This window comes from Roseovarius sp. 10 (genome assembly GCF_033100315.1).
GTDB lineage: Bacteria > Pseudomonadota > Alphaproteobacteria > Rhodobacterales > Rhodobacteraceae > M30B80.
The window spans coordinates 503,001-513,667 of the sequence record NZ_JAWLVH010000001.1 but is presented as its reverse complement, the minus strand read 5'-3'; the positions used below and the strand labels follow the sequence as shown (position 1 = coordinate 513,667).

General features: G+C 58.6%; 16 protein-coding genes. 13 read left to right on the top strand and 3 right to left on the bottom strand.

Annotated features, from left to right (window positions below; translation table 11 throughout):
* The first annotated feature begins 4 nt into the window (after positions 1 to 4).
* The 10 genes from RYZ18_RS02540 (at position 5) to RYZ18_RS02495 (ending at position 5,885) form a co-directional block, all read left to right on the top strand.
* Entirely contained in the window at positions 5 to 967 is a 963-nt protein-coding gene (locus tag RYZ18_RS02540) for a head maturation protease, ClpP-related (protein WP_317654805.1), read from the top strand.
* 6 nt (positions 968 to 973) lie between these two features.
* Positions 974 to 1,345, top strand: coding sequence for a head decoration protein (locus tag RYZ18_RS02535; protein ID WP_317654804.1), 372 nt, complete (start codon positions 974 to 976; stop codon positions 1,343 to 1,345).
* Positions 1,346 to 1,371: 26 nt separating this feature from the next.
* Positions 1,372 to 2,385: a major capsid protein gene (locus RYZ18_RS02530; RefSeq protein ID WP_317654803.1), complete on the top strand. Its 1,014-nt coding sequence runs from the start codon at positions 1,372 to 1,374 to the stop codon at positions 2,383 to 2,385.
* Positions 2,385 to 2,696: a hypothetical protein gene (locus RYZ18_RS02525; protein ID WP_317654802.1), complete on the top strand. Its 312-nt coding sequence runs from the start codon at positions 2,385 to 2,387 to the stop codon at positions 2,694 to 2,696. Before RYZ18_RS02530 ends, RYZ18_RS02525 begins: the two co-directional genes overlap by 1 nt.
* Entirely contained in the window at positions 2,693 to 3,322 is a 630-nt protein-coding gene (locus RYZ18_RS02520) for a DUF6441 family protein (protein ID WP_317654801.1), read from the top strand. Before RYZ18_RS02525 ends, RYZ18_RS02520 begins: the two co-directional genes overlap by 4 nt.
* 63 nt (positions 3,323 to 3,385) lie before the next feature.
* Positions 3,386 to 3,643, top strand: coding sequence for a type II toxin-antitoxin system ParD family antitoxin (locus RYZ18_RS02515; protein ID WP_317655795.1), 258 nt, complete (start codon positions 3,386 to 3,388; stop codon positions 3,641 to 3,643).
* Positions 3,644 to 3,655: 12 nt separating this feature from the next.
* Entirely contained in the window at positions 3,656 to 4,000 is a 345-nt protein-coding gene (locus tag RYZ18_RS02510) for a type II toxin-antitoxin system RelE/ParE family toxin (protein ID WP_300587391.1), read from the top strand.
* A gap of 32 nt (positions 4,001 to 4,032) precedes the next feature.
* Positions 4,033 to 4,452 carry an acyl-CoA transferase gene (locus RYZ18_RS02505; RefSeq protein WP_317654800.1) on the top strand — a complete coding sequence of 140 codons (420 nt, stop codon included), beginning with the start codon at positions 4,033 to 4,035 and terminating at the stop codon, positions 4,450 to 4,452.
* Positions 4,453 to 4,476: 24 nt separating this feature from the next.
* Entirely contained in the window at positions 4,477 to 5,415 is a 939-nt protein-coding gene (locus RYZ18_RS02500) for a phage tail tube protein (protein ID WP_317654799.1), read from the top strand.
* A 2-nt stretch (positions 5,416 to 5,417) separates the two neighbouring features.
* Positions 5,418 to 5,885, top strand: coding sequence for a hypothetical protein (locus RYZ18_RS02495; protein ID WP_317654798.1), 468 nt, complete (start codon positions 5,418 to 5,420; stop codon positions 5,883 to 5,885).
* A gap of 212 nt (positions 5,886 to 6,097) precedes the next feature.
* Here RYZ18_RS02495 and RYZ18_RS02490 read toward each other — a convergent pair whose 3' ends face one another.
* The 3 genes from RYZ18_RS02490 to RYZ18_RS02480 are packed head-to-tail and all read right to left on the bottom strand — an operon-like array spanning position 6,098 to position 7,003.
* Entirely contained in the window at positions 6,098 to 6,400 is a 303-nt protein-coding gene (locus RYZ18_RS02490) for a HigA family addiction module antitoxin (RefSeq protein ID WP_317655794.1), read from the bottom strand.
* Positions 6,401 to 6,410: 10 nt separating this feature from the next.
* On the bottom strand, positions 6,411 to 6,791 hold the full coding sequence (locus RYZ18_RS02485; protein WP_317654797.1) for a type II toxin-antitoxin system VapC family toxin: 381 nt from the start codon (positions 6,789 to 6,791) through the stop codon (positions 6,411 to 6,413).
* Positions 6,791 to 7,003, bottom strand: a complete 213-nt coding sequence (locus tag RYZ18_RS02480; protein ID WP_317654795.1) for an AbrB/MazE/SpoVT family DNA-binding domain-containing protein — start codon at positions 7,001 to 7,003, stop codon at positions 6,791 to 6,793. The genes RYZ18_RS02485 and RYZ18_RS02480 overlap by 1 nt, the downstream gene beginning before the upstream one ends.
* A gap of 70 nt (positions 7,004 to 7,073) precedes the next feature.
* Between RYZ18_RS02480 and RYZ18_RS02475 the strand changes: the two genes are divergently transcribed.
* From RYZ18_RS02475 to RYZ18_RS02465, 3 genes are read left to right on the top strand one after another with little or no spacing between them, the layout of a single operon-like run.
* Positions 7,074 to 9,518, top strand: coding sequence for a phage tail tape measure C-terminal domain-containing protein (locus RYZ18_RS02475; protein WP_317654794.1), 2,445 nt, complete (start codon positions 7,074 to 7,076; stop codon positions 9,516 to 9,518).
* Positions 9,515 to 10,108, top strand: a complete 594-nt coding sequence (locus tag RYZ18_RS02470; RefSeq protein ID WP_317654793.1) for a hypothetical protein — start codon at positions 9,515 to 9,517, stop codon at positions 10,106 to 10,108. Before RYZ18_RS02475 ends, RYZ18_RS02470 begins: the two co-directional genes overlap by 4 nt.
* Positions 10,105 to 10,665, top strand: a complete 561-nt coding sequence (locus RYZ18_RS02465; RefSeq protein ID WP_317654792.1) for a hypothetical protein — start codon at positions 10,105 to 10,107, stop codon at positions 10,663 to 10,665. Before RYZ18_RS02470 ends, RYZ18_RS02465 begins: the two co-directional genes overlap by 4 nt.
* Positions 10,666 to 10,667 lie beyond the last annotated feature (2 nt).

The window sequence follows — 10,667 nt, the reverse complement described above, 5'->3', positions numbered from 1 at the left end:
CCTCATGAAGTCTTGGTATATGATCCGTGCCCGGGGGACGGGCACGGAAGTGCTGATCTATGATGAGATTGGTGCCTACGGCGTAACGGCCAAGGGATTTTTGGCAGAGTTCGGCGCCTTGCCGGATGATGCGGCAATTGATCTGCGCCTCAACAGCCCCGGCGGCTCGGTCTTTGATGCGGTCGCCATTTACAATGCTCTGAAGCGTCATGCGGGCGAGATCACCGTCTGGGTTGATGGTATTGCGGCTTCAGCTGCAAGCTATATCGCCATGGCAGGCGACACCATTGTCATGCCAGAAAACGCCTTTTTGATGATCCATGACCCCTCAGGGCTGGTGATGGGCACGGCCGAGGACATGCGCTCCACTGCCGAGGCGCTCGACAAGGTGAAGGGCAGCCTCATTCAAGGTTATGCCGCGAAATCAGGTGCGACCGACGAAGAGATTGCCAACCTGATGTCGGCTGAAACTTGGCTTGATGCAAAGGACGCGCTGGCTCTCGGGTTTATCGACCGTATGGCCGAGCCTGTGAAACTTGCTGCGTCTTTTGATGTGTCGCGCTTCCGCAATGCACCGCCCGAATTGGTGACAGCTGCAAGCGAACCAGATGCACCTGAAATCGCTGAACCCCAGAACGAGGATGATGCAGGCACCAGCGCGCCCGCTGAACCCGAACACCAGGCCGACACTGCGCCCACAATGACTGACAGCGCGAGCGTTCGCGCCGAGGCCATCGCTCATGCACGGATGGTCATCGATCTCTGCCGCCTTGCGGGGCAGCCGCATATGGCTGGCCGCTTTTTGGAAGAGGACACGGATCTGGACATGGTGCGCAGCAGGCTTTTGGCCGCGAAAGCCGAGGCTGAGGGCCTGCCGCCACAATCGCTGCATGCCCAGCCTGGCAGGGGCGCTGCCAGCAACCCTTGGGGCGATGTGATCGCTCGCACGTTCAAGACAAAAGGATAAGCCATCATGAGCATACTGACAGAAACAAACCACGCCGGTGGCTTTCTCGTTTGGGAGGTGCTGCGCGATTACACGCGGGAGACGGTCACCATCGCATCGGGTGCGGGCAAGCTCGAGCCTGGCACTGTGCTTGGCAAGATCACCACGGGCGGCAAATTCACCAAGCTCACGCCGGCTGCCACGAACGGCAGTCAGAATGCTGCCGGCATTCTCTGGGCTGGCGTTGACGCCTCAGCGGCTGACGCCCCAGGCGTCGTGATCCTGCGCGGCCCCGCACTCGTGAACCGGCATGAGATCATCTGGCCCGAGGGGGCGAGCGAGGCCCAGATCACCGCCGCCACCACGGCATTGGGTGCGCTTGGCGTCATCCTACGCTGAGCCCCCTGACAAAAGGAATTCTACACATGGCAACTATGGATATTTTTGAAGGCGATGCCTTCTCCGTTATTGAACTCACACGGGCTTTGGAAAACATCCCCTTCAAGCCGGCCACTCTTTCTGGCTCTGGGCTGTTTGGCGAGCGCGGTGTGAGAACGCGCACAGTCGTCATTGAGAGCCGGGACGGGACGTTATCTCTGATCCCGTTCTCCGAGCGTGGGTCGAATTATGACCAGCAGCAGCCTGAAAGCCGACAAGTTCGGGCTTTTGTGTGCCGGCAGTTCAAAAAGCAGGATGTGCTTTGGGCCTCTGAGATCCAGGGCATCCGCGAGTTTGGTTCCGAAAGCGTGACGCAGCAGGCGCAGGTAGAGGTCGCGCGGCGACTGCGGCGACTGCGCGCAGATGCTGAGGCGACGTTCGAATATCACCTGCTCAACGCCATTCAAGGCGTGGTGAAAGACCCGCGCGATGGTGGCGTTGTCATCAACTTTGCCAATGATTTTGGGATCATGCCGGCGGCAGAGGTGGATTTTGACCTTGATAACGCATCGCCAGGGTCGGGCGTTTTGCGCAAGAAATGCCAGGCGCTGATTGAAAGCGTTGAGGAAAGCTTGGGCGGCCTTGTAATGGGCCCTGTGAACCTGCGCGCAGAATGTGGCTCTGCCTTCTTTGCGGATTTGGTGGCGCATAAGGAGATCCGCGAAACCTATCTCAACACGGCTGCCGCCAGCGAGTTACGGGGCAGGGTGGTGGACGAGGTGAACTTTGGCGGCATTACCTTCCGCCGCTATGGGGGTAATTCCAATATTGGTGTTCCAACCGACAAGGCATTCTTCTACCCGCAAGGGATCGAGGGGCTTTTTGAGATCTACTTTGCACCGGCAGACACGTTTGAAACCGTCAACACTTTAGGACTTCCGCTCTATGCGCGCATGATCCCTGACCGTGAGCGCGATGAGTGGGTGCGCCTTGAGATCGAAAGCAACCCGCTGCCCATCTGCACGCGCCCACAGGTGCTGCGCACAGCCAAGCGGACCTAATGAGCGCCTTTGCTGACGCCCTCGAGGTCTTGTTTTTTGATGCCAACCTCTCGGTCGAGATATGGCATCGAGACAGCGAGGGGCAGTTCACACGCGCCCGGGGCATCCTGCGCCGTCCTGACGAAATCACTGAGTTTGGGGCGGCGCGGCTTTTGTCAGACACCACCCGGATCGACGTTCGGGTGGCGGATATCCCAGACCCTCGGCCCCAAGAGCAGATCTTGATCGGGGACGAAACCTTTCTGATCCAGGGCGAGCCGCGCCGTGACCGCGAGCGGCTGGTCTGGACTATTGAGCTGACCCCCGCATGAAGCTTGGCCTCGACATTACACCCGACCTCGTCGCAGTGATGGCCGCCGAAATCAAAGCGGGCGAAAAGGCCGTCAGCGCCGCGATGCGCGAAGCTGGCACGAACCTGAAATCCGCCTGGCGCGGGCAGATCACCCAAGCGGGGCTTGGTCGGCGCCTCGCGAACTCGATCCGGAGCCAGACCTATCCAAAGGCTGGTGAAAGCTTGAAGGCCGCCGCGTTGGTCTGGTCGAAGGCGCCGGTCATCGTGGGAGCGCACGACACGGGCCCGCTGATCCGCTCGAAGGACGGGTTTTGGCTCGCGATCCCGACGGCGGCGGCAGGCAAAGGCCTGAAAGGCGGGCGCATCACACCGGGGGAATGGGAACGGCGTCGGGGGCTAAGGCTGCGGTTCGTCTATCGCCGTCGAGGGCCGAGCCTTTTGGTGGCCGATGGGAGGTTGAACAGTCGCGGACTTGGTGTTGCATCGCGCTCAAAGACCGGGCGCGGTAAGGCGACCGTTCCGATCTTCCTACTGGTGCCGCAGGTGAAGCTCGCGAAACGGCTGGACCTGGCGCGGGTTGCAGAGCGCGCGCAGGCGGCGGTGCCGGGGCTGATCGTGGCGAATTGGGTGTCTGAACGGGTTTGACGGGGCCAGTCGACAGGCGGGCGAAATTGGCATATATTGCCAATGAAGCTGATGGAGACTGCCGTGGCCACGAGAAACGTTGTCCTGACTGAAACGCAATCCGACCTGGTCGACCGCTTGGTTGCCTCGGGACGCTATCAAAATGCCTCAGAAGCCTTGCGGGCAGGACTACGCCTTCTGGAACGCGAAGAAGCCGAACTCGGAGACTTGCGCTCGCGGCTGTCGGTTGGCCTTGAGCAGGCTCGCCGAGGGGAATTTGCCGACGGCAGTGGTGAGGACGCCATGCGACGCGCCTTTGCTCTTTCCCGCAATCGGTCCTGATCCGAGCCCAAAATGCCAAAACCCTGGCGCCTCACACGAGCGGCGGAACGCTCCCTCATCGATATCGCGATTTGGACGGTCGAGACTTTTGGCCCCAGGCAGGCTGCTGCCTACGAAGAAGACTTGATTGCCGTCTGCCGGAACATCGCGGCGGGTATGGCGCAGTCGCAGGATTGCCGCCGGATCATCGATCCGGATCTTAATGAAGATCTGCGCTTTGCGCGCGCCGGACAGCATTTTGTCGTGTTCGTCGAAAATGCCGAGCAGGTCATCATAATCGATTTCCTGCACAGCCGATCCGATCTGCCGCGCCATCTGGCAAACCTGTCACCCAGAAAGGGTGACACAGAGCATTGAGAACGAGCCACCCCCGGTGGTCCGGGAGTGACATGCCTTCAATTCGCGAAACCATACTCGCCGCGCTGCACGCGCGGCTTTCGGCACTGCCAGCCAGCGCCCTGCGCGATGATGTGCTGCCGGAGCGCGTCCCAGATGCTGGCCTGCTGATCCTGCGCGACGGCGAGCCGGAGGAGCCCGAGGTGACGCTATCGCCGCTCGCCTATCACTACCAGCATCGCGCCGAAATCGAGGCTGTGGTTCAAGGCCCTGACCGTGATGTCCTATTCGACACCCTGACCGCCAGCATCAGCACGGCGCTCGCCGCCGACCGCACACTGGGCGGCCTCTGCGATTGGGTCGAGGCGGAGGCGCCGCAGCCTGTAGATCTGCCTGTCCAGGGCGCGGCGAGCCTGAAGGCCGCCGTTATCCAGGTCGTCCTGCACTATTCAACGGCTGACCCACTCAGCTGATCCCGATAACCCGAGGAGAACACCATGGCACGAGCCCAAGGGGCGCGAGCGCAGATGGCGCTTGCGTTCGAAACAACCTATGGCACGCCGCCTGCGAGCGGCTTTACCAAAATGCCTTTTGCCAGCACGACGCTGGGGGCTGAACAACCGCTTCAGACATCGGAACTCTTGGGCTACGGCCGGGATCCGCAGGCCCCGATCAAAGATGCGGTGACGGCGGATGGCGATGTTGTCGTGCCACTGGATGCTGAGGCCTTCGGTTTTTGGCTGAAGGCTGCGTTCGGCGCCCCGATGACAACCGGGACCGGACCCTACACCCACGAGTTCCGCTCTGGAAACTGGGCACTGCCGTCCTTCTCGGTCGAGACCGGCATGCCGGAGGTGCCACGATTTGCGATGTATTCCGGCTGCATGGTAGACAGCCTCAACTGGCAGATGGCGCGCTCTGGCTTGCTCACCGCGACGGCCAGCATCGTGGCCCAAGGCGAAAACATCGCCACGAGCACGGCGGCGGGCACGCCAGCCAATATCGCGCTGAAACGATTTGGCCACTTCAACGGGGCGATCACGCGCAATGGCTCCAACATCGGTAACGTTGTCTCTGCCGACCTTACCTATGCCAACAACCTCGACCGGATTGAGACGATCCGTGCCGATGGCAAGATCGACGGCGCGGACCCGTCGATTGCGGCTCTGACTGGCAATGTCGTTGTACGCTTTGCTGACCAGACGCTGGTGACCCAAGCCATCAATGGCGAGGCCTGCGAGTTGGAGTTCTCCTATACCCTGCCCATCGGCGAGACCCTGACACTGACAGCACATGCCGTCTATTTGCCTCGTCCCCGGATCGAGATCTCAGGACCGCAAGGTGTACAGGCAACCTTCGACTGGCAAGCAGCCAGTGATCCAGTTCTCGGCCGTATGTGCACTGTCACGCTTACCAATGAACGCGAGGTATATTGAGCATGCTGCGTTTAAACCTTTCCACCGAAGCGCGCTGGCTCAATCTTGGTCATGGCGTTCGTCTTCTTGTCGAACCACTCACCACCGCCATCATGCTCGCGGCGCGCAGTGATCCGGCGATTGTTGTTGCGGCGTCTGAGGCTGAGAGTAATGCAGACCACTCAAACGAAGATCTCGCTCGAGTTGTGGCCAAAGCGGTTGCGCGCATCGTAGTGAAAGACTGGGAGGGTGTGGGTGACGAAGACGGCAAACCACTACCTCTATCGCCTGAAGGCATCGACGCGCTATTGGAACTCTGGCCGATCTTTGAGGCGTTCCAAACAAAATATATCGCGGGCGCGCTCATTCTGGATGCAGAAAAAAACGCCCAACCGCTCTCGCCGATTGGGAATTTGGCGGGGGCGGCGAGTATTGCTCGGAATGCCGATCTGTTTGCGCGGAATGCCCGCGCAAGCTTCACCAGCCGTTAACCCTTGAAGGCTGGCAAATTTGGGATCTGGTGCTCAGACTGGGTGGGCAAATGCGCATCACTGACGGCATGAGCGGCGGCCGTGTCCTTGGATGGGATATGGCAACGGCTATCGAGATGGGCCGCGCACTTGGCGTTTCTACTACCATCATCGCAGAACTATTGCCCGCCATCGAAGCTGTAATGGTACGCAAAACAAACGAGCAGACAAGATTAAGCGGCCTCGAGGGGTTTGATCCCTGAGACATCAATTGTCTCTTTTGCGCACGCTAAATCCCACGCACGTTGCAGGTTCATCCAATATTCAGGCGTCGTGGAGAAGAAGCGTGCCAGCCGCAGGGCCAGATCTGCTGTAATGGCGGCTTCATCTTTCAAAATGCGAGAGATCCGACTGCGCGGGACAAACAAATGACGCGCCAGAGCAGCGCCACTCAATCCAATGGGCGCCAGATAGAGCTCACGCAAAACAACACCTGGCGAAGTTGGGTTTTTAAAGTGTCGGGACTGTCCTGCCATGGCAAACACCTTATGAACTCAGCTTTTCGATTAGGGTAACATTCGGAAGCCCAGCAAAATGCTTATCGCAAGTCAGTAACTTTGCTCCATTGAGATCAGCCGTTGCGAAAATGATTGCATCTGCTGTTGCGAGGCTCTGCGCGCGACAGGCCTCGGCCGCTGCAAGCGCCACTTCAGTGTCGAGTCCAACAACTTGGCAAGTTTGTGTGAATGCTATTACCTGATCTGCCTTGTCCTCGCTCAACTCGCGCGACAGCCATTTGGAAAGTTCGAGTTGAACAATAGTTGGCACAAGCCAATCTGTTTGCGCAGGCAGCTCGCCGGCCACCAAATCTCCGGTTGTGGAACCAATGAGCCATTCGATCCATGCGGATGTATCAACCAGAATCATTAGGTGCGATCCGCGCGGTCACGGTAATCGCGCGGGTTGGCGTTCTTTGCGATGCCGTGGAGCGCATCCCGTTTGGGGATGGGGACCAGCAAAACCCCCGATCCTTTAGGGATAAAGGCGAAAGTTAAACCCGCCTCCCACTGCTGTGCTCTGCGCACGGCTTTGGGAATTGATATCTGAAACTTCGAGGAGAGTGTCGCAGTATCTGCCATGATCATACTCCTTTCTGATCGATAAGCAAAACGTAAGATAAAATTTTCATTTCTTCAAGGATGCTTTCCTATGGCTGAAAAACGCGTCTCTGTCCGGCTCTCTGCCACGGGAGGTCGCCAAGTCCGTGCCGAACTTGAACGCGTGGGTGAAGCAGGCACACGCGGAATGGGGCGCCTGAGCCGAGAACTAGATCAGGCCAATGCTCGTATGGCAGCGTTTGCCCGCCGCGCTCGAATTGCGGCAAGTGCCGCAGCAACAGCTCTCGCAGGGGCGGTTGTGGTGATGACCCGGTCCACTGTGGCAGCGGCCAATGAGATCGATCAACTCTCACGAGTGGCCAATTCTGGGCCAGAGCTTTTCCAACGCTGGTCGGCGGCCTCCGCCACTGTTGGTATTGAGCAGGAAAAACTCGCCGACATTTTGAAAGATGTGAATGACCGCATCGGGGATTTTCTGCAGACGGGCGGAGGCCCAATGGCGGATTTTTTTGAGAATATCGCTCCGCGTGTAGGCGTTACAGCAGAGCAGTTTGCAAGACTGTCAGGTCCCGAGGCTTTGCAGCTTTATGTTTCAAGTCTTGAGCGCGCCGGCGTTAGCCAACAGGAGATGACCTTTTATCTTGAAGCCATGGCGTCAGATGCCACACGCCTCATACCTCTTTTACAAAACGGAGGCACAGAGATGGCACGCCTTGGCGCCCAGGCCCAAGGATTGGGCGCCGTGCTTGATGCGGATGCCATCGCGGCCATGCGCCGCTCAGAACTGGCCCTTGTCAGCATTGGGCAAGTCTTCACGGGCGTGCGCAACCGAATTGCAGTTGCCTTGGCACCGATACTAGAGACTGCAGCCAATGCTTTTGTGGCTCTCGCCTCAAGTACCAGCCCAATCTCTCGTGCCTTTGATGCGGTGCTCGCAAACTTAGATCGCTTGACCATTTATGCAGGCAGCTTTGCCACGTTTATGGCAGGGCGTTGGGTAGCTGCTATGGCTGCGGCGGTCGTGTCGGTACGCGGGCTCGCCACCACTCTTGTCATTCTAAAAGGCGCACTCATCCGCACTGGCATTGGAGCTTTAATTGTCGGTGCAGGAGAGCTTGTCTATTGGTTTGCTCGCCTCATAGCTGGCGCAGGAAGTTTTGGCACGGCCATGGGCCTGTTGAAAGACCTCGCCCTGGAGGTGTGGGAGAGGATAAAACTTGGAGCATCCTCCGTCGGGACCTCTATGGCCGCCCTATTCTACGACCTCAAAGCCGATGCTGCGGCTGCCATCGATAGTGCAATCGAGAGCGTCATTGCCTTTGGGAATACTGTAGCCAATACGTTCGAAGGTGCGCTTATGGCCATTCGTGAGATTTGGTCACGTCTGCCCGCTGTGGTGGGCGATCTGATCTTCACAGCCGCAAACCGTATGCTTGACGGTGTGGAAGCGATGCTGAACGGGGCCATTACGCGGATCAACAGTTTTACCACACGCATTCGGGACGCCTTGGCTGCAGTGGGGATCGAAACTGCATTCGGTGAGATTGGCGAAATCAGCTTGGGCAATATCGCGAACCCCTTCACAGGGGCTTCGCTTGAGGCTGGAGCCGCTGCGGCAGAAGCCTTTAGACAAGCCTTTTCAGACAACCCGCTGAGCGCCCCGGATCTTGGGCTTGATCGAATTACTTCGACCGCTTCTGCTACTGCGAATGCGTATAAAGAGGCTTCAGAAGATTTTGCTGTTCTTGCAACAGCTCCCTTAACCGCTTGGCAGGCTTTGCAGGACGCGGTCGCGGATACTGGCGCAGACGGTGCGGAGGCTCTGGATGGAGCAACGGCTTCTGCGGAACGTTTGGGGCAAGCCGTGGCAGAGGCTGGAGCAGCATCCACAGGCGCAGGGGCAGCAACCAACAGCGGATGGCGCGCAGTCTCAGAGGCATTGAAGGGCTATGCATCTGACGCGCTCAATTGGGGCAAAACCCTTGGGGAGACCTTAAGCAAAGCATTTTCTGGCGCGGAAAACGCGTTTCGGAGTTTTGTAGAGACCGGAAAGCTTGATTTTCGCGGCATGGTACGATCGATCCTGGCAGACCTCGCGGTTCTTCAGTTTCGGCGCGCCGTGTTGGGCCCGGTTGCGAACGCTTTGGGTGGGATTTTTGGTGGTGGCGGATCCGTGACAGCGGCCGTCTCCCATACAGGCGGGATGGTTGGCATCTCTGGCCATCAGCGCTACGTGCCATCAGCACTATTTGCGCTAGCCCCCCGCCTTCATCGCGGCGGCTGGGTGGGACTGGGGCCCGATGAAGTGCCCACCATTTTGCAACGCGGCGAGCGAGTCTTAAATCGCCAAGAGGCAGGACAGTACGCCCCAGGCATAATGGCCACATCCGGGATCAACATCCATATTGATGCCCGAGGTGCCCAAGCTGGGGTGGCTGAACAAATTGACCTGAAGCTGCGCGCAGCGCTTCCAGAGATCGCACGCATCGCCACTCAAAGCGTGGCCAATCAACGCCGCAGAGGGCATGCAATATGATCCCCGAGCTGCCGGTTTCCTTGGTGTCCTCGCTTGAGCGCAGACTTGCGACGGCGGCCACCGCAACCACCTCTCCTTTCACTGGCACACAGGAGATCCAAGACTGGGGTGGAGAATGGTGGGAGTATCAGATCACGCTGGCCCTCCTACGCCCCGGCGATGGGCGCCGTGTCTCTGCATTCTTCGCAGGGCTTGGAGGGGTCCGCGGTCGGTTCTTGTTTCGTGATCCCTCCATAGAACCACCGACAGACATTGGAAGCGGAACAGTTCTGGGCGGCAATCAAAGCGGCAACAGCCTTCAAACACGAGATTGGCAGACATCGACGCCGCTGTTTCAATCGGGAGATTTTTTCTCCCTTGGAACAGATGCGACAAGCCGAACCTATCAAATTACAGAAGATGTCAGCTCGGACGCAGCAGGCTATGCCACGCTGCGCTTCCTTCCGCGCCTACGCGAGATCCCGGTGGATGGGGCCGCTCTTGAAGTCATTAATCCCAAACTTGCCCTCCGCCTCATAAGCCCTGTGCCCTCTTCCATAGGGCGTGCAGGGAAATATCAATTCACCTTCGCTGCCAGAGAAGCCTTATGACCCGCAATGCAACCGTGGATTATCTCGCCGCTTTAAGCAGCGGTGAACTCTACCCTGCTATCTTCTTTGAGGGTGCCTTTGCATCTGGCTGGGTGCGCATTTGGACCGGATCACATGACATTACCTGGGATGATAAGCTCTGGACAGGTGCGGGCGCCCTCATCGGTCTTGGTGCCTTGGAAGAGACCTCAGATGTGGTGGCCTCTGGCACCAACGTTTCGCTCTCAGGCGTGCCTCTTGATCTCATCAGCTTAGCCATCGAGGAAGCGCGTCAAGGAAGCCCCGGAAGGATATGGCTCGCGCTCCTGACGCCTGAGCGCAAGGTCATTGCCAATCCCGTGCAAGCCTTCTCAGGACGTCTAGATATCCCTGAGATCAGTGAAGATGGATCCACATGCACTATCACGATCTCATATGAAAGCCGGCTGATTGATCTCAACACTCCACGCAACTGGCGCTACACCCATGAAAGCCAGCAGGTCCTGTTCCCCGGAGATCGCGGCTTTGAACATGTAACCGCAATCCAAGACCGCGAGATCACATGGGGGCGAGGATGACC